The following is a 24,434-nucleotide window of genomic DNA, read 5'->3' on the forward strand; positions in this document are numbered from 1 at the left end:
CCAGCTTCGCTGGCCATTTTAGTTTTAGCTTTACAAAATATTTAGCCATGTAGGTGCCCTGCAATGCAACTTTGCATCACATTTAAGTGCTTATCCAATACAACCCAATCAGCTCTTTTACCAACGGTTAACGAGCCATAATTTTCTGCAATACCCAACCAATTTGCTGGCGTTAAACTCGCCATATTTAAGCTGTCGGCAAGCAACAAATCCAAGTGATTAACGCAATTTTGCACTGCTTGTTGCATCGATAAATGTGAACCGGCCAATTGGCCTGTGGCAATTTGTAACTTGTCGCCTTTCAACTCAATTTCTTCACCAAATAATTCAAATTTTGTTTTTTCGCTACCAATTAAAGCCATGGCATCAGTGACCAATGCAAGTTTGTCTACGCCTTTACATTTAAACGCTAATCTAGCTACCTCAGGATGCACGTGATGCAGGTCAACAATTATACCGCAATAACTTTGTTGCGCAGTTAATGCTGCGCCGACTATGCCAGGCTCTCGGCTGCTAAGTGGTGACATCGCATTGTACAAATGAGTAAAACCACTCACCCCTGCAGAAATAGCATCGATAGCTTGTTGATACGAACCATTGCTATGGCCAATGCTAACAATACAACCCAATTCGGTTAAACGTGAGATTTCATCTGGCGAGACGGTTTCTGGTGCAATCGTGACCTTTTTAATACCTAAATCTTGCCTCGCAAAAACTGCCCATTCAGCTTGACTAATGCCGCGCACCTGATCTTTTGGGTGTACACCTCTTTTGGCAACGGACAAATGTGGGCCTTCAAAATGCACCCCTAAAATACCTGGCATTTGTTGAGAAATTGCGGTTGCTATAGCATCGGCACCTTGCTGCATTACCTTTATATCATCGGTGATCAAGGTCGGTAACATCGCAGTTGTACCAAACTTCGCATGGGCGGCAACCATGGTTTTTAGCGTCGCCAACGTGGGGGCATTATTGAACAAAACGCCACCACCACCGTTAACTTGCACGTCGATATAACCTGGTGCCAACAAACCTGCTAGCTCAACGATTTCAGCTTCAGGTTGGTCAAAGCTGATTTTAGCAATCAACCCGTTTTCAACTGTGACTATAGGTTGCTCAATAAATTTTTTGCCATCAAATAAACGGTCGGGCCGATAATGCTGTTTCATTTAATTGTGTCCGAGTATGTTATTTACAAGATTGTATCCAAGCATGGCTAGTAGACAAAGAACAATTATTTTTCCTAAGCAATATTGACCTTTGCTGGTAGCTTAGCCAAGATCTGCCTTTACCACTAGAAAGAGTTAAGCCAAAACCATGCCTATTACCGCAATTTACCCTGGCACATTCGACCCAATTACCAATGGCCATTTAGATTTAATTGAACGTGCGAGTCGCATGTTCGACCAAATTATTATCGGTGTGGCGAATAGCCCAAGTAAACAACCTCTATTTGATTTAAACGAACGAGTGTCGCTAACTAAACATGTAACTAACCACTTGAATAATGTAGAAGTAATTGGCTTTAGTGGATTGTTGGTTGATCTTGCTAAAGCGCAAAATGCCAGTGTATTGGTTCGTGGCGTGCGCACAGTTGGTGACTTTGAATATGAATTTCAGCTCGCTAATGTCAATAGAAGCCTACATCCGGCACTCGAAACAATTTTTCTAGCTCCTAGCGAAAAAAATAGTTATATATCTTCAACTATTGTTAAAGAAGTTGCCCGTCACGGCGGTAGTGTAGCGCATTTTGTTGACGACTGGGTTGGCGAACAATTGCAGGACAAACTGAATCAGAGTTAACTCTGCGTTCATATTTTTCTGGGTAGAGATACACCCCAATTTGGCTAGCAAATTGTGATTTGCGCAGCGGCCTTGTTTGCCGGCTGGTAAAAGTATCCACTCGATACAAATATTTTTTAGAGATTTTACCATTACCAAAAGACACCGATGCCATGTGCGGCGTTTGGCTTAAATCAAAACCAGCTCTTTTTAGTGCTCTGGCCATAACTTGCTCGATAAACAAATAAGCCTTTCCATTTGCATGCTCATCTACAACATGGCTTGCAGCTAAAAACAGTGCATTGAATAACAAACCTGGAATTTTGTAGCCATCAACCTCGTGCCTAAACTCGGGGTTTACCACCACTCTAGAAACTTCCATTTCATGCGGCCCGACTTTTACATGCGGTAAATAGGTAGACAATGGCAATCTGCGTTGGTTGCTCGGCACTGCACGCATGCAACCCACTATTTTACCACTGTGTTTATGCTCAATTACACAATGAAGCGCACTCGCATCAAACTCATCCATTTCGGATTGCTTTTTCGCCAGATTTGGAAAATAGCCCATTTCTTCGCAATAAACTTGGTATCTAAGTTTGAACATTGCGAACATATCGTCGGCTGTTGCGAAACGAATTTTAAAATAGCGAAAGAAAATCTCGCCTGGTGCGATATGCGGAGCGTTAATTATTTCAGTATGATCTGATTTCAACATGCAGCTAATTCCATCAATTGCCATTTAATCCATTAAATTTGTTATTTTTTACAATTATCGCCATTAAGCTTAACTAAATTCAAACATACCTATGTTGTACCGCTATCAAGACTACAAGTCAAATACCAATATCTTCGACTTACGCTGATAGTTGTAAATTTCGAGTTTTTTACTTGGTAAATCATCCACAGTGCCAATACGAAAACCAAGTTCCATAAACCAGTGAATACTACGAGTTGTTAAAGCAAATATCTGCTTATAGCTACGCTGGCGTGCTTTTAAAATAATATGCCGGAGCATGGTTTGTCCACGGTCGGCATCTCGATATTCTGGATGCACCGCCAAACACGCAAATTCTCCCACCTTATCATCTTCAAATGGATATAAAGCCGCACATCCTATCACTAATCCATCACGCTCGATGAGTATAAAGTGTTCGACTTCCATTTCCAATTGTTCGCGTGAACGACGAACTAACAACCCTTGCTCTTCTAACGGTCTAATTAAATCTAAAATACCGCCAATATCGCCAATTGTCGCACTACGCAATCGCTCTGCAGGCTCAGTTACAATTTGAGTACCAATACCATCGCGCGAAAATAGCTCTTGCAACAACGAACCATTTATTTGATAGCTCACCAAGTGACATCGCGGGACGCCTGCACGTGCAGCGGTAATTGCCGCATTCAAGAAAGCAATTTTACCCGAACAGGACTCATCATCCTCGCTAAGTTGCTGCATAATATTTTGCGCATCATTTGGCAACAGTTCGGCAATAATCTCACCATTTGCGTCTTCAATACCATTGCTTTCAGTAAAGCCAATCATTTTGTCAGCTTTAAGTTTAATCGCCACTTGAGTAGCGATTTCTTCAGCGGTTAAGTTAAAACTTTCACCAGTTACAGAAGCCGCAATAGGCCCAAGCAACACAATACCGTTGCTATCTAACTGGCGTTTAATACCCTGCACATCAATCCGACGAACTTTTCCACTATGATGATAATCCACTCCCTCATCTACACCCAAGGGCTGAGCAATTACAAAATTGCCACTTATCACGTTAATTTGTGCACCTTGCATAGGAGTGTTACTCAAACTCATAGACAATCGAGCGGTGATGTCCAACATCAACTCACCCGCAACTTGTTTGATAATATGCAGTACCGAATCGTCGGTTATACGTACTCGCTTATGGTATTGGCTGGTTAAACCCGCTTGCTCAACCGCATGGTTATTTTGCGGTCGTGCACCATAAACTAATACCACTTTAATACCCAAACTATTGAGCAAAGCGATATCATTGATAATGTCTTTAAAACCGGGATGACCAATTGCTTCACCACTTAACATAACCACAAAAACTTTGCCGCGGTGAGCATTTACATAAGGTGCTGATTGACGAAAACCGTCAACCAGCTCGGTAGTACGTACGTGTTTTTCCATTTGTCTCTAGGTATTAAAAATCTTGTCTCTGTTATACCTAAAACAGACATAAAAATATACACTATTCATTTCAAGTGCATAAATATCTCAAATAAGAGCTTAAATTTACTCACTAAGCGTCTTCAAATCATTGATCACTTCACTTGGTTCTTTACGTTTAGTGTAATCAGCATCAACATAAGTAGCTAACACTTGGCGATTTTGGCCAATGATAAAGGTTGCCGCTAAGGGTAAGTCAAATTGCCCCTGACCATTGTGCTTTTCGATATCAATTCCAAGGTCACTGTAGATAGGTCGTAAAGACTCGGGCAAAGAAAACACAATACCAAGTTCTTTGGCATAACTGGCATTTTGGTCAGTTAAAACTTCAAATTCTAGTTGATTTTTTTCTGCCGTATCCAATGAATTATCTGGTAGCTCTGGCGTAATGGCCACTAAACCAGCACCAGCTTCGTTAATTGCAGATAGGCTTTGCTGATATGCGCGCAACTCCAAATTGCAATACGGACACCAACCACCACGATAAAAAGTAACCACTAATTTATTATGTTGCTGTAATAACTCATCTAGCGTTCTCGCCTGACCATTTTGATTTTTCAGCTCAAAATTAGCGACTTGGCTACCTACTTTGGGTACTTGTTCGGTAATACCTGTATCTATAAGTTTTTCTGTTTCTTCCAACATAATGGCAAATTTTTCTGCTGGAATCTTTTGTTTGAGGTTATTTTGTAAATCAATTAATTGCGTTGCTAATGTCATATTCACTCTCTTTTATTTTGAACGATCACTCAAACAGACTAGATCAACTTGAATGAACATTCAAATTATTTTTGAATAATCATTCAAAAAGTAGACTTTTAAGCAATTTGGCGATAATGTGTAGTTGAAATACTCCACCGAAGATAAAGGCTTGTTAATATCTAATGGCAAAAGCGCAATTTGACAAAGAGCAAGTGGTAGATAAGACTTTGAAGTTATTTTGGAAACAAGGTTTTTACGCTACATCGATGCAAAATGTGGTCACCGAAACCTCATTAAAACCTGGCAGCATCTATTTAGCATTTGGCAGTAAAGAAGCCCTATTCAAAGCAGCCCTTGAACACTATGCCCAAACTAATCTCGCCCAGATCAGACAAACGATAGACAGCGCACAGTCTGTTGGAGAAGGCATATGTAACCTGTTGGAAAACATGATTGAACAAGCTGAGCAAACGCATTATTGCAGTTGTTTTTTAATTAAAACCCAATTGGAGTTCGCATCGGCCAAGGGTGATTTATACCAGTTTGCATCCAATAAACTACAACAAGTTGAAGCACTATTTAATAGCTACTTGCGTTATGAGTATGACGAACACCAAGCTGCTGAAAAAGCCACCAGTTTAATGTTGCATATTTTCGGTTTAAGAGTATATGGCTATCAGACCCAGCAGCTCGACAAAGTTAAAGCAGGCTTGCGTCAAGGTTTGCCTTGGCTGCCTTGGGACAACCAATAACAGCTCAACTTATGTGTTCCCATAAGTTGAGCTCGTAGCTAGTAGTAACAACGGTATTTAGACTTGGCACCTGTCGGGTCCATTTGCTTTAAATCCGCTAGGGTTAAATTAGTCGGTGTCGGCATTACCAGTAGACACTGAGCTAATTCGGCTCTATCTTCATTTGCAACTAAGCTAAATAAATCCTCAATGGCTTGGCGGTATTTTTCATCACCAAACTTAATATAAGCGTACTGTAAAAAGTAAAATAAACGCCCACGTCGCATTTTTTTGTCAGCAACATTTTGCCAATAGCCCTGTTTTTTAATAGCAGGCAATATGAAATCGACCATCTTTTTGATGCTCGCGCCATTTTCAGCGGTAAATTGCCACATATCCAAACCTAACTGATCAGCCACACGCGCCGCAAAAAAGTATCCTTCTAAATTAAATACTGAATAATGCAAAGGTCGGGTTCGTGCAAGCTCATCAGGTTGAGCACCATTTGGTTCAACTTGCTCGGCAAGCCTATGTTTAAATACTCGCTCAACATATTGTTTTGCAGTCGACTTTTGCCCGGTATATAACGCGTAGGCTGCTATTTGCGCCTCACAATAGGTGCCATGATTATTGTGTGCGTCACACGCTTGTTTGCCCAACTCACTCGTTTGCAACCAATTGGTATATTGCGACAACCAATTTTTAAACTGTTGCTGTTTAATTTTATTGAAGTGCTTAGAGTTTGAAATTAACCCAACATCATCAATTAAGCGAATAAACCAACGCGTTTCAATAACCCCGTATGGACGACCATCTTCAGCTCCTGGTACGGCTTGACCAAAATCTAACGAAGGGTTCATTCGCGTATTGGGGGATAGAAACCAAGTATTAATAAAAGACGCGGCTTTTTCTGCATATTTTTCATCTTTGGTATAATAATACGCCATTGACAAGCTACTAATATACATAAGCATATCATTCATCGCTGGCTTATCTGATCCTGTGGTTTTACTTGCAGGGTTTACTTTGCCGTCACGCTTAATCCAAGGTAAACCATCAGGTTTAGATGGATCAGGCCACCAATAAGGCCCAACACTTATATAGTCTTGTTTATCGCCGCTAGGCGCGACCAAGGTTTTATCTAACACTGATACGTTTGGTTTAGTCAGAGCGTCATCCGCGGCGTCAACCACACTAGATACAACACGTTTAATTAGCGGATCACCAGCTTGATAACTCGTATAGCTTTGTTGCAACCAATCTGGGTTTATTGCAACAAACCTATGTGGGGTATCGAAGCTTCCATCTTTCTGACTAACTGAATTTTCAGATATTTGCTGGCTAGTTGAGCAAGCGAGAATCCCTGCTGTCATCGCCCCAACCATCATTGTTTTAGCAAAATTTTTTAAAACCATACACACCACGCTGTTATTTTATTTATTGGATTAAGGTTAGTTTAAATACGCAAAAATCCCAACAAGAAAATCTTGTTGGGATTTTGTCTGTTTACCAATTAGGTGAACTTAGAAGTTGTAGTTCATGCTAACTTGGAACACACGGCCCGTATAATCAACACGATTAACCGCGCGGTGATCGAAGCCCCATGATTCAACTCGCTTTTCATCGGTTAAATTGTAGCCACGTAAGAATACTTTTAAACCTTTCGCTAACTGATATGACGTAGAGAAATCTAAACGGCCAGATGCTTTTTGGTTACGAGGCAATAAACCTAAGAAAGTATTTGTTGCTTTAAGTAACGAATCATCTTTCCAGTTATATGCTAAACGGAATGAGAAGCCATCATTTTCATAATAACCAATCACGTTGAATGACTCTGGTGCTACTTTATATAACTTAGCATTAGGATCATTCGGATCTAAATCATCACTTGTTTCTTGGTCGATGTAGGTATAGTTGAATACACCACCTAAACCATTCCAAGGGTAAGGTAAGAAGTCTAATTTCTGCTGCACAGCTAATTCAACACCATTTAACGTGATGCTGCCTGGTCCATTTATAGTCTGTGTAATATTGACAGTACGCTCTACAGATTCGCCTTCTTCATTAATAAATGGATCTACTTGGATACAAACGTCGTTGTCGTCACGTGTTACATCACTGCCTAACTCTGCGATTATCGTAGGGTCATTGCCTGGGCACTGGTTTTTCAATTTCTGGAAGAAACCTGCCACTTCTTTTTGGAACACGCCAACTGAAATTGCACTACCATCTCGGTTATACCACTCTAGCGACAAATCATAATTTTTAGCTTCATATGGATCTATGCCAGAGCCGGGTAGCGTTATATTCGCTGTCGCCGACTCGTCTGATTCATTTGCTTTGAACTCAACTGTTGGTGTTAAAATACGTAAATTTGGTCTTACAAAACCTTCATAATACGCAGCTCTTAACACTACATCGTCGGTCAGGTCAAAGTTTAAATTCATTGATGGTAAAACGTAATCGTAGTCATTAGTAACTTGAGTTGGTATTAACACATCACCGTCTGTTGTGTCACGCTTTCTACCGTCAATAGTTATATCAGTTTGCACATAACGTGCACCAATGTTACCTGTGTATGAAACACTACCTAGTTCGCCTGAAAAATCGGTCATTGCATATAATGCCGTCACATCTTCAACGGCGTCAAAATTAGTCGCCCAACGTAAAGGTTGGCCTTTGTTCCAACGTTCGTTAAACCCACTTGGCACAACTTCATCAACTGTGTCGTAGCGTGTAATGCCATTTAACAAGTCTGCTCTAAATTGCTGGTTATCAACAGTTCTCCAACCCGTATCAGCACCAAAAGCACCCGGATATTCACCGTTAAAAAATTCTGATTGACCGTCAGAAACTAATGGCTGATCTGTAACATCAGTCTGGTCAATGTTGGTTAAATTCGCACCTACGATACCAATCTGTTTGTCGTCGTTGAGAAGCTCTTCTCTGCTTAATCGACCACCAAATTTAAATTGCTCAAAAACAATTACATCACCTAAGCCGAAATCAGTAAAACGAGCAGCATTAAATTCTGCACTTGATTGTTTACGCACAGGGTTATCGACACGACCTGACAAATACACACCCAAATTGCGCATATCGTTGGCCGGGTCTCGAATTTGCAAACTGCTATGGTCTGGATTATCTGTGACGACCCAAGGCAAATTAAAATCAATGTCTTGATAACCATTAGCAACGACTGAAGCGTTGTTTATATCGCCGTATGCTGCGTCGATGGTTACATCAATGCCTGTTGGAATAAATTCTGATCCACCTTTTGCCGGGCTATGGTGTCCAGACATTCTGAATTCCAAGCCAATATTCATAAATCTATTTTCAGCTTCGGAATGAGTTACAACACCATCTAACTTCCAATCATCACCAAAATAATCAGCGTATAAAAATACACCTTTAGAGGTTTCTAAAAAGGTTGTTTCACGGTTGGTAAAAGTATACTGAGCATCACTGATGTGCGTTTTAGTTACACCATAGACAGGATTGCCATCTTCATTGATATCATAAAGGAAAGGCGCTGTGTCCATGTCAGGGTTAATTCTGTGGAACATGTCAGAATTTTTAGCATTACGCACATTCATGCCTGATTGGAAAGATGAATCTTGCTTAGTACCACGATCCAAATTACGTTTGGTATACAATAAATGAGCACCCAACTTTAGTTTGTCAGTTGGCTTATATTCAATATTACCAGTAAAAGATACACGGTCACCTTCACTATATTCAGTAACGTTACGAGCTAATGCGACACCACGAAGCTCGGCATCAGCCGGTATATCCCATTTTTCACGATATTGCTCGATGATTGCCATATCTGAGTTTGGACCACGATCACCACCTCTTGCATGCTCAACACCAAGTGACTCGTAGTTCGTAAAGTTTGCGGTATCACGACGGAAAGTTTGACCAGAAGCTGAAGCTTTAAAAGCAACCGCTAGCTTATCTTCAATTAAATGTTTAACACCAGATAATTTAATTGTTGGGTCCCAGTTTTGGGTTAATTCTTCGTAGCTACCACCAACACTCACGGTGAATTTACCGTCTTGTTTAGCTAATGCCCGTTGAAGTTGTTTATCAACAATACCAGAAATGCCACCGGCTTGTTTATCAGCAGTTGGTGTTTTAATTACTGTTACACCATCAAACACACCTGCTTCGAACGCTGAAAATGGATTGGAGTTGCCTTGAGGATTAAAACTACGACTAGGGGTAGCAAAACCTTGACCAAATGCAGTAATCTTTACAAAACCACCACCTAAACCACGTAAACTGATTTCTGATTGACGGCCTTCACCAGAACGCTCTAACTGAATACCAGGAATTGCTTGTAGTGCTTCACCTAAATCTAACGCCGGTAATGCATCGATGTCATTTGCAGAAATTGCATCAACAATTGATACAGCGTCTCGCTTTGTGTTTAACGCGTTTTCCAATGCACTACGTACACCTGTAACTTCAATAATTTCTGTTTCTTCTTGTGCTTGGGCTTTTTCTTTAGCCGTTAATCGCTCGTCTTCAGCAGCAAACGCAGTATTACTGGCAGAAAACATTAAGCCTGCGGTACCAAGTGCTAATGCAATTTGGCTAAGACGAATTGGAACTTTTTTTGTTGAATGTGTCATATCGGTGTAACCCTTGATTTAATTAGTGATGTTATTTTTGTATATGATTGAGCCTAGCTAACTTAAATCATTAACATAAATTAAACATGATTAATTATAACCACTTTTCAATCACATTCAATCACTTTTACTCTTTAAAGTAAATTTTTTGTAAATTTAATATATCAACATGTACACATAAAACCACACTACGACATAAACTATTGATTTAATAGCACAAACCAAAACACTACGATTCAGCGTATATTTTAAAAAAGATTAAAACACTCATATCCTGGTTGGTTTTCAGTCAAATGCAGTCAACCAGACTAGTTCATAAGTGAACCAATAGCTAAGTATGATCGATTAATAGAATATCGCCAGTTGTTGTTATGACAGCTTAACTCAAACCGTATGAAAATATTGACAGGCAAATAGGATGGCGGGATGGTTATATTTAACTGAGATTTTTAATACATGCACCAAATAAATCACAATAGACCATAAATGATCAATTATGAGTAAATTATCATTGACATTTATTTCACTCAATTTATTTTGTTAGTAGAAAATTACATTAACGTTGCGGTTTTAACATGGCTCATTGGGTAAAGCTATTTTTGTTACTCTTTTCATTTCACTCTTATGCAATCGATACCGTAAAAATAGCTACGGGTCATTCTCACACGGATATTCGCTACCTTTACAATAAAGAGTTGTTAATAAAAGCACTAGAAGTCACCTCAAGCTCATTTGGCCTATACCAACTAAGCGTATTGAAAGGTGCAATTCCAAACCCTAGACGACTCAACGCGCTAAAACAAGGCGTAGTACTCAATGTCGCAGGCATGCTGGCAAATGACAATTGGGACCGCAACGCAATAAGAGTAAAAACCCCCATTCGACGTGGGATCTTCAATTATCGTCTGCTGCTAATCAATAAAAACAATTTAAGCAAGTTCAAACATATATCGTCTATTGAGACATTGAAGACATTGAGTGTGGGATTACGCCGAGGGTGGAAAACACATAAAATCATGCAACACTTGGGCTTTAATGTCGCAAGCTCACATAATTATGATTCTTTATTTGCGATGCTCAATAAAAATCGTTTTGATTACATTCCCCGTGGTGTTCACGAAATTTACCCCGAGCTTGCAGCTCAATCTAAGCAGTTCAAGAATTTAACCATAGAACCCAAACTAGCTATATATATGCCATTACCTGAGTATTTTTACGTTTCGCCGCTTACTCCTAGTTTAGCCGTTAGACTAGATCACGGTATAAAAATATTGCTTGAAAACGGCTTTGTCGACCAACTTTTAGACCAATATTATGGTGATTTTATTCATCAAGCTGACATAAATAACCGCACGATCATTAACGTGGGCAACCCCTTTATTGATCAAAGCCAGAAGCTACAAACACCACATCAGTGGTACAACAAACAAGAGAACTAACCCATGATAAAATTAACGCATAAACTTTTTTCCACACTCATATTGTTATCTCTGTCGTGGATCAGTCACGCGCAAGATATTCAATATTCACAATTACCAATTAGCGTACAATTGCATTCAGTCAAAGACGATGTAATTGCCGACTTTGAAGGAACTTTGCGCAAAATCGCCGATATCGGCTTTGAAGGTGTTGAATTTGCAGGCCGTTACGGGCCGTATCAGAACGATCCAAAGGGATTAAAACAATTTTTAAACACTCTCGGGTTAAAAGTCAGTGGGGCACACATTGGTGTACCACAACTACGAGGTCAGAAAGGTGATGAAAACCTCGCATTTTTAAAGGCATTAGGCGCTAAACTGTTAATTATTCCTCATGATCCAAGAATAGATAATCCAGCCAAAATCGACGAGCTGATGCAAGAGCTAACCACACTGTCAGAAAAGGTAAATGAGATGGGGATGCATCTGGGTTATCACAACCATTCTAAAGAGTTTAAAACCTTTAAAAATTCGACATATTGGGACTATTTAGCGCAAAATACACCGAAAAATTTCTTCTTACAATTAGACATTGGTTGGGCAAACTACGCAGGTGAAAATCCACATGAATACATCAAAAAATATCCAAACCGCACACTCACAACCCACATTAAAATTCGCACCGTAAAAGACAAAGCGTTAATGGATAAAATTGACCGTAGCTCTGCTATTGTTATCGGCCAAGATAAATTCAACTGGCCAGCTTTAGTTAAAACAATGAAGGACTATGGCGGAACTCAGTGGTTGGTTGTGGAGCAAGAAGAAACCCATGTAGGCCAAACCCGCATGCAAGCGGTAGAAGCTTCGTACCATGGGCTAAAACGCTTGCTTAACTAATCAACTCGGACTCAGAATAATAACGTTAAAGCGCATCCGCTTTCTGCTGAGCTAGCATGCTAAGCTCAGCGGCTTTAAAAGTATGCGCTTGGCTCATCGCATTTTCTGTGCGGTTAATCACATCCAAAATCAACTGGCCGAAATATGGAAAAGACGACTGACCAAAACAGTCGATTTCTCTTTCTTTTTCGCCTGTCGTAACAAATATTTTAGACGCGGGCGCTTGCCGCGCTACATCATTATATTTACGGCATTCAATATTCCCTTCTGTACCAATAATAAAAGTACGGCCGTCTCCCCAAGTGGCTTGACCATCAGGGGTAAACCAATCTACTCGACTGTAAAATGATGCACCATTATTTCCCGTCATTGAAACTTCGCCAAAATCTTCTAAGCCTGGTTTATCAGCGTTATTTAAATTAGTTGCGCGAGCAAAATTGATACATGCGTCGGTCGCGCCTGCGTAAGTTAGAAACTGCTCAACTTGATGAGAGCCGATGTCGGTTAAAATGCCACCATAACTATTTTTATCAAAAAACCAATCGGGCCGAGTACTTTTTGCCAAACGATGCGGAGCTAAATTAATAACTTGCAGTACCCGACCAATAACGCCCTGTTTAATTAATTCGCCAGCTTGCCAAGCAGCTTCATTGTGTAAACGCTCTGCATAGTACACTGCATATATTCGTTTTGTTTCGGCAACAACCTGCTTTACTTTGTCAAGTTGCTCCAGTGTAGTAAACGGTGACTTATCGGTGAAATAATCTTTACCCGCTTGCATGACTTGAATGCCAATATCTGCGCGTAAATTGGGTACTGCGGCACTGGCAACCAATTGCGTATCAGTATCTTGCAAAATTTGTTCAAAGCTTTCTGCCACAATAGCTTGAGGATAGCGTTGGCAAAATGCAGCGAGCCTTTTTGCATCTGTATCATAGACATATTTTAAAGTCGCGCCAGCTTGCAATAAGCCATTGGTTTGACCATTGATATGACCGTGATCTAAATACGCAACCGAAAAGAAAAATTGGTTTGGCTCAACAACTTTGACCGACTGACCCACAGGCGCGTAATTCGCGCCGTCTTGCATATTTGCTTTATCTGTTTGTGGTTTTTCTGACATTAGATATAACCCATTTTTACCATAGTTGAATATGTAACACTGGCCAATACAGTGATAATACAGATGGCCATTAATATATTGATGACGATTCTGCTATTACCTTGAGGCATCGCATCGCCCAAATACGCTTTACTGTTGTTTAACAACGCCCAGCCGATATAAGCAATTGGTAATAAAAATCCGCATATTGCTGAGGTGGGTAAAATGACATATGGCCCCATAGTTGACCAGACAAATACACCGAGTACCGCTGGTGTTGGAGCAAGCAATGCGAGCTTGTATTTCAAACTGTTTTCAGGCCAGTTAAACATGGCTGCGGCGGCAGAACCACAGCACAACATATGCATCACTAACGAACCCACTGCCATGCCTAAAATACCAACAGCGAAAATCAATCGGCTGGTAAATTCATCTAGCCCAGCGGACATAAACATGGTACCAGCTTGTGTAGGAGACAACTTACCTGTAATTCCCATATCAGACCCATAAAAAGCGCCAGCTGCAGCAATTGAGATTAAGCTGGTCACCAATATATAGGGTACAACCAAACCTAATCCGATATCGTAGCGAGATAATTCTGCATGGTCAGCAGTCCATTTTTTATGTAAAAGTGTATAGCCATAAATAAAGGTCATATTAATACCTACAGCGCTACCCAGTGCAGCCATAACAACGGTTACCCCCTGTTCAGTATCTGGCAACGATTTTGGTATATAACCCGTAGCAACGGCTGCCCAATCAATCTTGCCGTTAATAGACGCCACAATTACAACCCAAGCAAAAGCTAATACAATTAAACCACTGAGTATTTTAATGCCTGTTTCAAAAAACGTGACTGCATTCGATTTGCCTGTTTCGTGGTCGCCATATTTCCACGCGGTAAAAGCCACACCAGCCCACGCAATAATTGCCAATAGCAGCAAGTAGAGGTCACGCTTAAGCGTTTCTTGCGGGTCTATGGTAAAACCAGTGGTCACTGTAATAATTTCTTCCATCATCCCAGCACTTAAGGGGTAATGGGCAAAACCCCAAATAATACTCGATGCAAATGCCGCAATCGCCCAGCCCCAAGCAATGGGCCTGTTCACGTGTTTTTTCATTGAATCAAATGGCTTCTTTTGTGTATGTAATGTTTGGTGCGACAAAACGAACAACATAATACAACCAATCAGCATAGAAATGGGCTGTACCCATAACAGTTCGTATCCAAATAAGGCTCCAATGGTCAGCGAAGTAACCGCACTGCCCCCACCCAGTGTCATTGCACCTTGCAACCAACCTGGGCCACTTAATTTTACATACGCAGGTATACGTGATAACGCTGGCTTTTGTGCCAACGCTTGCAAAGCAGCTAACTCGGCTTGCTGCTTTTGATATGATGAATCTGACATGACATCAGCCCCCAAAATAAAATTCTTTAATTGTGTTTATTGTTATTTAACGATACGACTTGCTCATATCGACTTTTGCCTGTTTATTCGACTTTTTTCGAAGTTGTGACGATGCAATCTTATCGTCTAACGCATGCTGATAAGCTTTACGGTCAAGTGGCAATGACACTGGTTGATTTTTCCACGTCGACATTAACATCGCGTTAGCGATATCTAAGGACGCAAGCCCTTGCTCTGCAGGTGCAATTAGCGCTTCACCTTGGGTTATTGCGGCGGCAAAGTTATTCATGATAATTGCATGTTGATTAACCACTTCGTTGATTTCGATGGCCGTTTCATCGACTGAAGGCATACCGAACATATCGTCAGTAGTTGCACAAAACTCTGCGACACTTTGATCATTTAATTTTTGCACAAGTTTACCTGAATCAAAGTGCAAACTGCCCTTGTCACCTATAATGTCAAAACGATTAACGCCAGGCGCTTCACCAGTCGAACCAACAAACACACCAGTCGCTTTATTTGGGTAGCGTAAATAGGCTGTTACTTCATCTTCAACTTCAATATTGTGATACTTGCCAAATTCGCTAAATGCACTAATTTGGCTTGGTACACCACAGATCCACTGGAAAATATCTAAGTTGTGGATGCATTGATTAACCAACAAACCGCCCCCCTCGCCTTTCCAGGTTGCACGCCAATCACTTACTTGGAAATAAATTTCCGGCCTAAACCAGTTGGTCATAGTCCATTGTGTTCTTTGTAATTTACCCAACACACCACTCTCTACAATATGCTTCATTTTGGCATAGGTGGGGTCTGTTCTTTGATTCAACATCAGCGCAAATTGACAGCCTGGTTGCTGAGTCGCCAATAATTGTTCTCCCTCGAATGAAGACAGACCAACAGGCTTTTCTAACATTACATGAATATTTTTATTCAACGCATATTGAGCGATCTCAAAATGGGACATAGTGGGTGTGGCAATTAAAATGGCATCAATTACGTTGGCATCAATTAATTTTTTATAGTCGCTAAAGTGCTGTGCACCTATTTCATCGGCAAGGTCAGTTTTATTTCTTGAACACAATGCCGTAATTTTAAACCCAGAAACCTCACCGTTTCTGATATTTGCAATATGTTGTTGGGCTATATTACCTAACCCAACAACTCCTAACCTGATCAACTCACTCATCTTCTCTCCGCTACAATTTGGCCTGACCATCTTACTAAAAGTAGCAAATTTACTAGTAAAATTAAACAATTAATTATAGTTAATCTGAGCTATCTGTTGTTCAGCATTCAAGTTTTTAGGCTGGGAAAAGTGTCACGGTAGGATAAATTGGTTAGATGCATTGAATACTTGACAAGCCAATGCTCAACTTGCGCTGAGCATTAGCTACCACAACGTTTTACTGTGGCAAGAAATTTCGAATGTCTATTGGGGTTGCGTGGTTGTTACCACCATTGTTCGCACCTGTAATCCACCAGTACACCATACCAGCATCTGAGCAATCAAATTTATTGGTTTGAAAATCGACGATGCCGTCTTGCTCTGCATAAGCAAGCATATCCCAAATGTATCTAATACCTGGGTGCTTGTGCACTTTTGCCCAATCCCAATATTCGATCGGAGTTTGTAAACCAACGTTTTGATCGCCTATTTGATGTTCAGTAACACCGAAATCTAAAATCTGTTGCCAAGTAAAATAGTCACCACTATCGTCATTAGCTGGGTGATGAGACACAACATGTACATGTTGAATAGCATTAGGTTTGGCAGCCTGCAATGCGTATCCAATCAAGTCTGGTTCCCCAGCTTCAATTATCCACAGTGGGTCTTGCGCACTTGAAGCATTAATCGCGTCGACTAAATCTTGTGTCGCACCTTGTTGATCGGCTCGGCAATTATAATAATTGCGCAAGTTGTTAAACGGTCCAAATAATTTGATACCTTCAGCAGTTAAATTATGTAGAACCTTTTGCCTAACCGCTTCGTTTTTAGCATTAATTTGTTGCAGTCCCTTATTCTTAAAAGGGTCTAAGTCACACGAATGGGATAGATGTACCAAGCGTTCTGACAATCCAGTGTGTTGCAGCAAACCAAACATCACAGGGGTTGCACCAATATCATCAGGATCTGGAGAATTACCATCAATAACGATAGCTAGGCGGCCTGGCGGAGGATTAACAGTATCTAACTCTACGTCAGTTACATACCTATCCCAAAAAGCATGAACTGAATTAGCCTTATTATTTAACTGAAAAATCCACCAACTCTCGACTACATCTGAAAAATCAACTCCCCCTTTAGGAATCGAAGAGTGATAAGCATTAAAACCACTTTTTTCAATGATTTCGACGGCTTGCTGCCACAACTTTCGAGCGTGTTTTTTCGGGTTGTCTTGGCTAGTCGCTGCTGCCAACCACTTGCTTTGAATATCGACGTATTGAGGTGTTACATCACCTCTGCGGCCCTTGCGGATAAATTTACGCTTAGGTTTGTTGCCATCGGCAATCGCTTGATAATTAGTATTTGCTTTAACATAAATAAGGTCTTGCAAAGTTGTTTTATCTTCATTCCATTGGCTATGTTGAACAACAATAACTCGCTGTTTAATAGTCGATTTTTCCATGCCATCTTCGATAAGTTGTTTGACCCAGTCGGCTGTAAAATCAGATTGGCCAGCCTCCTGAACCCATACTTGCCCACCTTTAGATAAAATTGCTTTTGCACGTTTTGCGACCCGCTCGACCGAAGCTTGCCAATTAGACTTAGCATCCGTCCATCGAACGTTCTCTCGACCAAAAGCCTGCTTAAACAAAGCGTTAGCTTCAATATATTTACCGCCTTGAATACCCGTGCTACCAGCAACTGCAAAATAGTTTAACTGAGCAAAATCGTCGTCCGCTAACATTGACCCCAAAGCAGCCACCGCATGAACATCATCCGCGTCAGGCTGCAAATCAAATTGAGCAATTAATAAATCATGAGCAAAATCAAAACTTGGGCGACCAAAGCGCTGGTGATCATGCGGAGCAAATTCTATTTGCTGCCAGCGCCCTCTAGCCCATGCAGTGCCACCATGCTCCGGGATTTCGCCGTTGGTACTAGTGACTGATTCGATTGCAATTTTATCACCAGTTTTTAACGAGATTTTTGGCCAGGTATGCTGCATAGGTTTAAGATCTTTATTTGAACCAGGGCCAATATAAGGTGCTTTAAACACAGCAACATTTTTATCATTGACTAATAAACGATAGATAGGCTCACCGTCTTCTTCTGTCATGATAGTAATAGTGACGTCATATAAACCTGAGTCACCTTCAAACTGTTTGCTCGCTTGGGCAAACAAATTACGATTCTCAACGATTCGCGCATCAATCGCGAGTGCATTCCTATCCGTGTCTTTGTAATAAGGCACATCTCCTTGGTCTAGTATCGAAAAATCTTCAATCGCTCGTAACGTAATAGTTGACGCAACTTGCGCCGAAGTATTTTCTGTCTTTTTTTGCTTATGATCTTGCTGTGCGCAGCTCAATGCTAGGGTAGAAACTAATAAGGGTAATAAGATTTTTCTCATATACTCACTGCTTATTTATACTTTGACCAATTTACTTAAATATGGTTTGAACTACAGGTAGTTCGACTCAACACAATGCTCGTCAAAATTTGACTGAATATGAAAGAGTATACAACAAAACCCCACCAAAAATAGCATTAACAACCATTTTTAAACATGCCCAACCACATTTGTAGCATACACCTGTCGAATAGTTAACCAAAAGTTTACATTTGAAACTAAATTAAAGGTTGATGCTTTTATACTAGCCGCCAATTTTGCCATTAACACAGCATAAACTTATAAGGTGAACAATGATGAATATTAAACAAGCGATTGAACGAGTGCCGGGCGGCATGATGCTAGTTCCGCTTTTTATTGGTGCGGTGATCAACACGTTAGCACCTGACTCTGCTAATTATTTTGGCGGTTTTACTAAAGGTATTATGACTGGAATTTTACCCATTTTGGCTGTTTGGTTTTTCTGCATTGGCGCAAGTATAGACTTACGCTCAACCGGCACTGTTATTCGCAAATCAGGTACTTTGGTTGTTACAAAAATTGGTACAGCCTGGGTTGTTGCGTTGGTTGCAGCATCACTTTTGCCTGAGCATGGTATTCAAGCTGGCGTATTTGCTGGCTTATCAACGCTAGCAATTGTTTCTGCTATGGATATGACTAATGGGGGTTTATACGCAAGTTTGATGGACCAATATGGTAGCAAAGAAGAATCTGGCGCATTTATCCTAATGTCGCTTGAATCTGGTCCTCTGATGACAATGTTAATTTTAGGTTCTGTGGGTGCGGCAAGCTTTGAAATCCATCACTTTGTTGGTGCAGTTTTGCCCTTTTTAGTTGGTTTTATCCTTGGTAACTTAGACATCAGTCTGCGAGAATTCTTTAGCAAAGCCAGTTCCGTTATGATCCCATTTGTCGGCTTTGCTTTGGGCAATACCATTAATTTGACCGTAATTTTTGAAACGGGCTTACTTGGTATATTGTTGGGCTTAGCGGTAATTGTAATTACTGGTATCCCACTTATTTATGCAGATAAGTGGATTGGCAAAGGAAATGGCACAGCTGGTGTCGCTGCTTCTTCAACTGCGGGTGCGGCAATCGCTAATCCAGCCGCAATTGCGGCAATAGAGCCTAAGTTTGCAGTGGCAGCGCAAAGTGCCACCGCACTGATTGCAACCAGTGTGATAGTTACGTCTATTCTTGTTCCTATTATCACTGCTATGTACCATAAACGCTACGCCAACACTACAATTGAAGCGCAATCAGAAACTGAACTAGCTATTCAACAATCCTCCGCTAGCTAACCGCTTTTGCTGTATGGTGCTCATAAGGCGTGTTCCATACAGCTCATACCAGCGCCTAACTAAGATTTTCGTTTATATATAACTATATCGACACCAAACCACTCATAATTAATCACATTCATTCTTTTTATAACATAAATTATGCTGTATCTTTACCTTATATTATCGATTCTCAACAAATTAAAAGAAAAGTTGCATACGAATTAAGCAAATAGGAATACATTATGCTCAATAGAAGAAACTTTATTATTGGCGGTGCTGGTCTAATGACGGCAGCTTGTGCAACCAAATTCGATTGGTTAACCGAGTTAAAAAAAGAATACCCGAATGTATTGATGCTGGTTTTGGATGACCTAAACAACTGGGTTGGCGCGTTAGGCGGACACCCAAATGCAAAAACCCCCAATATAGATAGGCTAGCCGCTCAAGGCACAACTTTTACCAATGCTCATGCACCTGCGCCGTTATGTGGCCCATCACGTGCTAGCATTATGACAGGGTTAGCCCCCTCAACTACTGGCATTTACGGCCATGTGCATGACAATGATATAAAGTCAGCCAATGACAAGGCCGCCCAATCTATCTTCCTCAGTGAATATTTTAAACAACATGGTTATTACACAGCTGCGGTAGGCAAAGTATTTCACCAAGCGGTTGCAGATGGCAGCTTTGACGCTTTTGGCGGTCGGGTGCATTTATTTGGTCCTTATTCACCAACCCCACTTAAATGGGACAAAAAAGGCACAAGTACCGACTGGGGTGCCTACCCAGAAAAAGACGAGCAAATGCCTGATTATGATTCAGCACAATGGCTCGTTGAGCAGTTAAAAATGAAACACGACAAACCGTTTTTTATGGCTGGCGGTTTTTTGCGCCCGCATGTCCCTTGGACTGTGCCACAAAAATGGTTTGATATGCATCCAATTGAAGACATTCAATTACCACCTTATCTAAAAAATGATATGGATGACATACCTGAAATCGCCAAACGCATCACTGAATTTAAGATGATGCCAACCACTGAGTGGGCGATTGAAAACAACGAATGGAAGAACATAGTGCAAGCTTATTTAGCCAGTGTGTCTTTTGTTGATTCATGTGTTGGTATGGTTTTAGATGCATTAGAAAACAGTGAATATGCCAATAATACTGCAGTGGTATTATGGGGCGATCATGGTTACGACATCGGCGAGAAAAACCGTTTTGCAAAAATGGCATTATGGGAAACCTCTACCCGTACGCCACTGATCATCAAGCCACCAAAATCACAAGGCAAACAAGTAAGTGCGCAACCAGTCAGCTTGTTAGATTTGTATCCAACTTTAATTAGCATGTGTGGTTTGCCTGCAAATCCGCAGCTTGAAGGCAGAGACATCACTCCACTTGTGGCTAAAGCAGATACACAATGGCAACACGCAGCGGTAACAACTTTTGGCCCAAATAACCATGCGGTTAAAACCGACAGATACCGTTACATTCGATATGAAGATGGCAGCGAAGAGCTTTACGATCATAAAACGGATCCAAACGAGTGGAAAAACCTCGCTAATCTTTCGCAGTATCAAACTATTAAACAAGACTTGCGTAAACATTTACCGAAAGAAAATGCACCTTGGTCACCTGTTTCTCAGTTTAGAAGTAATGATTACTTTAGAGCAATAACAGAAAAAGCCGTTGGTAAAACTTTGTAAATATATTATTTAAAGGATGAGGCGCTCACCTCATCCTTTTTAGTTTTTCTGTAAACCTTTTTCTATAAGACTTTATTCCACAGCACAAGCTGAGCGTGTGCACAATAAAGCCACACCAAGCACGTCATAATTATTCACGACACCATCGTTGTTAAAGTCGTAGGCTAGATCTGTGATACTGGCATTTCTAACAGCTAGACTGAAAGCTCGAACGTCATTTCTGTCTACATCACCATCCTTATCCAAATCACCCAATAAAGGTTTTGCTGTTACTGTTAATAACATGCTAGCAGTTGTCTGCTCGCCTGCTTTGTCAGTCGCAACTGCGCTAAAAGTGTGTTGCCCAACTGGTAATCCTGTGGATTCTTGTGGATTTGGCGATTTTGCGTGTCCCCATACATACGGTGCAACAGACTCTTGACGAACCAAAGCACCATTGATGAAAAGCTTCACATTGGCAATTGACGAATAATTAAATGGGCTGGATGCGTTAATATCAAGCACTAGCTCAGGATACCCTTCAGTGACAGTGATAGCTGAAGATGGAAAGCTAACTAGCGGTTTTAAATCGGCTTGGTCATGTACATTTACGGTCATAGTGGCTTCAGCAGTGCGTCCATCAGAATCAGTGGTAATTGCCTTAAAAATGTGGCTGCCTTTTGTTAAGCCTAGTAACTCGGTTCGCCCTCCATGTCCCCACTCGTAAGGCGCAACACCTTCCTTGCGAATAAAGTTGTCATTTATATACAGCTCAACTTGAGTAACTTTTGCACCTGCCCCCGTAGCACTGGCCGCAATATCTAAATACAAGTTCTGGTAACCTACAACTAGATCCATACTTTCTTGTGGGAAGGTAACAACAGGATCTTGATTTGGCTGCTCTGGTGGCTCAATTGGCGTTGGATCAACTGGACCTATAGGACCAATAGATGGCAAAGGTTCTCCATCAGTTAAATCAAAAATGTAACTAAATAAATTTTGTGAATCGGTTTGCACAGTGCGATCTTCGGCAATCAATACCAGTCTGCCATTATCAATTCGTGCAATAGAATTGCCAAATTTATAAGGTGTTTGCAGGGTGAATTCTGCTTTATCGTCAATAGAACCGACAACTGTACTGCTAATAGTGATTAAACCAGATGAAGAAGCTGTCGCTCGATAAAGCTTATCCTCGTAGGGCAAACCCGCCAGTGTTTTACCTACATGCTTAGTGAAAGATTGCTCTCCCGCTTTACGAGAGTATGTGTAGTGATAATCCGTGTTGGGGGTTCTCCCCCTGTAGGTTAGATGAATACCGCCGTCGTCACTGACCGAAATTCCAGGTCCAGAAGAAGAACCTGTGCCACCGGGCGTGGCAGGAAGATCAACTAAGAAAGGAGAATAATCTTGTATAGGTAGAGGGTGTTTTACCCCATTTAGGTCCTCCCATTCGTCTGTCATAGTTGGACCGGTTTTAGCCAGATAGACACCTTCGTTTAATATGCCATCAGGCTTTTTAGCAGCCCAGCGAACAGACCAAGTGTAATATACATCGCCATTGCCAAAAGCAGCTTTACCGTATGCGTAATTTCTATCTTTAACCTCAACATAGGGTAAACCCGATCCTCGAGTTACTTGTTTAGCACGTGTCCAGTTTTCACCGTTATACACATGAACCATCTCGTTACCACCCACAGCTGAGCCTTTACGATAATGTACAACTATGTCACCGTCTGCGTTTTCCACTAGAGTCGGGTAAGTTATGCGTACGTTTTGTCCTTCGGCTAAATATTCTCTTTTGTTATGATAGTTTGTTACTTGTGAAAATAGTTCATCAGAAGCAAAAGCAAGGTTCTTTTTCGAAACTATATAGTTGAGCGGGTCGTTATGATGATCGAAAAGCATGTGAATAGTGCCATCTTTTTCACTAACGCTCACCGCTATTGTTCTGTGTGAATCACCCCAATTTGTATTTTCAATAAACGTGTTTTTGTGTGGAAATTCTACGCTGACCCATTCGCCACTGCCTATTCGTTTGCGCGACAACATGAGTTTTCGGTTATTCATGCCACCTTTGAACCAGCCAAAGTATGCAAAACCATTAACTACGGTTAAACAATCACCACGAGGGCTAATATTGGCCGCATAATGATATGCTTTATTGCCATTTGGATACCAAAAATACAAGCCTTGGTCAGTAATTTGAGCCTCTTCTATCAAGCTGACTGCTGCAAGTGACTGATTTGAGAAAGCTAAAGCGGCAAGTGCTGTTGAGAGGGTTAAAGCGGAGGGTTTGAGATAACGATTCATATCCTTAGTTTCCTTGTTTTTGATATTCCTATTAAAACGATACAGCCCTATTCTTTTAATAGATTGATAAAATAAAGGCCGTGAAACCTAAGTTGCACGGCCTTGAGTTCAGTGAGTAACTTGCACCAATTAAGCTTGTTGGCGTTTACGCATAAATAACAAGCCTGCAATTAATGGCAGCAAAGCAAATGTTGCTGGCTCAGGTACTGAAACCTGATATTGAGCAGGAGAAATTTCCATAAAGTTGATGTCTGTAACATAAGAGTCAACTACTGAAAAAGTTGGGCTGAGTGTATTAGCAAGTGCCTCAAATTGAACTTCACCTAATTTAAATGAAGTACCTAACACATCAGCAAATCCGTCAAGAAAACCAACATTCATAAACAATACATCTGTATCTACTAAATAAGCATCACCAAACGCACCATATCCCGCAACTTCAAATGAATCTAGCCAACTAAAGTCAACAAATGCGAATTGGCTGTCGTCGAAAGCAAATTCGAACTGCAACCAATCAATGGTTGGGTTGGCATCTTCAACAAAAAACTCGACCGTAATAAAATCTCCTGAGTTGTAATCTGTCTGATCCGCTTGGGTGGTAATTAAACCAGCTGATGCGTTAAACGCTAGCGCCAGCGAAAATATCATTGCTAAAAATTTCATAACTTAAATTCCTAAGTAGTTATGT

At 40.8% G+C, this 24,434-nt stretch carries 18 protein-coding genes; 6 read left to right on the plus strand and 12 right to left on the minus strand.

Annotated elements, in window-relative coordinates; translation table 11 throughout:
- Positions 1 to 41: 41 nt before the first annotated feature.
- Positions 42 to 1,169 (minus strand): N-acetylglucosamine-6-phosphate deacetylase, encoded by a 1,128-nt coding sequence (gene nagA / locus DS2_RS13755; RefSeq protein WP_035015410.1) that lies wholly within the window; start codon positions 1,167 to 1,169, stop codon positions 42 to 44.
- Positions 1,170 to 1,317: 148 nt separating this feature from the next.
- Here nagA and coaD point away from each other — a divergent pair, with 148 nt between their 5' ends.
- On the plus strand, positions 1,318 to 1,803 hold the full coding sequence (coaD, locus tag DS2_RS20320; protein ID WP_035015411.1) for a pantetheine-phosphate adenylyltransferase: 486 nt from the start codon (positions 1,318 to 1,320) through the stop codon (positions 1,801 to 1,803).
- Here coaD and DS2_RS19985 read toward each other — a convergent pair.
- The 3 genes from DS2_RS19985 to DS2_RS13775 all read right to left on the minus strand — a co-directional run bounded on the left by DS2_RS19985 (position 1,712) and on the right by DS2_RS13775 (position 4,702).
- A complete protein-coding gene (locus DS2_RS19985) occupies positions 1,712 to 2,500 on the minus strand; it encodes an acyl-homoserine-lactone synthase (protein ID WP_160168572.1) in 789 nt (262 codons plus the stop codon). The two genes, coaD and DS2_RS19985, sit on opposite strands and share 92 nt — an antisense overlap.
- Positions 2,501 to 2,611: 111 nt before the next feature.
- A complete protein-coding gene (argA, locus tag DS2_RS13770) occupies positions 2,612 to 3,943 on the minus strand; it encodes an amino-acid N-acetyltransferase (protein ID WP_035015412.1) in 1,332 nt (443 codons plus the stop codon).
- A gap of 105 nt (positions 3,944 to 4,048) precedes the next feature.
- A complete protein-coding gene (locus DS2_RS13775) occupies positions 4,049 to 4,702 on the minus strand; it encodes a peroxiredoxin-like family protein (protein ID WP_035015413.1) in 654 nt (217 codons plus the stop codon).
- Positions 4,703 to 4,866: 164 nt separating this feature from the next.
- Between DS2_RS13775 and DS2_RS13780 the strand changes: the two genes are divergently transcribed.
- A complete protein-coding gene (locus DS2_RS13780; RefSeq protein WP_035015414.1) occupies positions 4,867 to 5,436 on the plus strand; it encodes a TetR/AcrR family transcriptional regulator in 570 nt (189 codons plus the stop codon).
- 38 nt (positions 5,437 to 5,474) lie between these two features.
- Here the strand turns inward: DS2_RS13780 and DS2_RS13785 are convergent, their stop codons facing one another.
- Positions 5,475 to 6,830: an alginate lyase family protein gene (locus DS2_RS13785; protein ID WP_051479886.1), complete on the minus strand. Its 1,356-nt coding sequence runs from the start codon at positions 6,828 to 6,830 to the stop codon at positions 5,475 to 5,477.
- 108 nt (positions 6,831 to 6,938) lie between these two features.
- Positions 6,939 to 10,052, minus strand: a complete 3,114-nt coding sequence (locus DS2_RS13790) for a TonB-dependent receptor (RefSeq protein WP_051479887.1) — start codon at positions 10,050 to 10,052, stop codon at positions 6,939 to 6,941.
- Between the two features lie 575 nt (positions 10,053 to 10,627).
- Between DS2_RS13790 and DS2_RS13795 the strand changes: the two genes are divergently transcribed.
- A complete protein-coding gene (locus DS2_RS13795) occupies positions 10,628 to 11,491 on the plus strand; it encodes an ABC transporter substrate-binding protein (protein WP_035015415.1) in 864 nt (287 codons plus the stop codon).
- Between the two features lie 3 nt (positions 11,492 to 11,494).
- Positions 11,495 to 12,367 carry a sugar phosphate isomerase/epimerase family protein gene (locus tag DS2_RS13800; RefSeq protein ID WP_035015416.1) on the plus strand — a complete coding sequence of 291 codons (873 nt, stop codon included), beginning with the start codon at positions 11,495 to 11,497 and terminating at the stop codon, positions 12,365 to 12,367.
- 25 nt (positions 12,368 to 12,392) lie between these two features.
- On the opposite strand, the gene DS2_RS13805 is transcribed toward DS2_RS13800, so the two are convergent.
- From DS2_RS13805 to DS2_RS20450, 4 genes are all read right to left on the minus strand, one after another.
- Positions 12,393 to 13,490 (minus strand): Gfo/Idh/MocA family protein, encoded by a 1,098-nt coding sequence (locus DS2_RS13805; RefSeq protein WP_081754278.1) that lies wholly within the window; start codon positions 13,488 to 13,490, stop codon positions 12,393 to 12,395.
- Positions 13,490 to 14,881 carry a divalent metal cation transporter gene (locus tag DS2_RS13810; RefSeq protein WP_035015417.1) on the minus strand — a complete coding sequence of 464 codons (1,392 nt, stop codon included), beginning with the start codon at positions 14,879 to 14,881 and terminating at the stop codon, positions 13,490 to 13,492. Before DS2_RS13810 ends, DS2_RS13805 begins: the two co-directional genes overlap by 1 nt.
- A 46-nt stretch (positions 14,882 to 14,927) precedes the next feature.
- A complete protein-coding gene (locus tag DS2_RS13815) occupies positions 14,928 to 16,076 on the minus strand; it encodes a Gfo/Idh/MocA family protein (protein ID WP_035015418.1) in 1,149 nt (382 codons plus the stop codon).
- Positions 16,077 to 16,293: 217 nt separating this feature from the next.
- Entirely contained in the window at positions 16,294 to 18,465 is a 2,172-nt protein-coding gene (locus tag DS2_RS20450) for a hypothetical protein (RefSeq protein WP_152537610.1), read from the minus strand.
- 293 nt (positions 18,466 to 18,758) lie between these two features.
- Between DS2_RS20450 and kdgT the strand changes: the two genes are divergently transcribed.
- Both kdgT and DS2_RS13835 read left to right on the plus strand, forming a co-directional pair.
- On the plus strand, positions 18,759 to 19,766 hold the full coding sequence (gene kdgT / locus DS2_RS13830) for a 2-keto-3-deoxygluconate transporter (protein WP_200870153.1): 1,008 nt from the start codon (positions 18,759 to 18,761) through the stop codon (positions 19,764 to 19,766).
- 224 nt (positions 19,767 to 19,990) lie between these two features.
- On the plus strand, positions 19,991 to 21,457 hold the full coding sequence (locus DS2_RS13835; RefSeq protein ID WP_235188611.1) for a sulfatase: 1,467 nt from the start codon (positions 19,991 to 19,993) through the stop codon (positions 21,455 to 21,457).
- Between the two features lie 72 nt (positions 21,458 to 21,529).
- On the opposite strand, the gene DS2_RS13840 is transcribed toward DS2_RS13835, so the two are convergent.
- A complete protein-coding gene (locus DS2_RS13840) occupies positions 21,530 to 23,746 on the minus strand; it encodes a BNR-4 repeat-containing protein (protein ID WP_035015420.1) in 2,217 nt (738 codons plus the stop codon).
- 129 nt (positions 23,747 to 23,875) lie between these two features.
- Positions 23,876 to 24,409 carry a PEP-CTERM sorting domain-containing protein gene (locus tag DS2_RS13845; RefSeq protein WP_035015421.1) on the minus strand — a complete coding sequence of 178 codons (534 nt, stop codon included), beginning with the start codon at positions 24,407 to 24,409 and terminating at the stop codon, positions 23,876 to 23,878.
- Between the last annotated feature and the right edge of the window lie 25 nt (positions 24,410 to 24,434).

It is taken from the genome of Catenovulum agarivorans DS-2 (assembly GCF_000568405.1).
Lineage (GTDB): Bacteria > Pseudomonadota > Gammaproteobacteria > Enterobacterales > Alteromonadaceae > Catenovulum > Catenovulum agarivorans_A.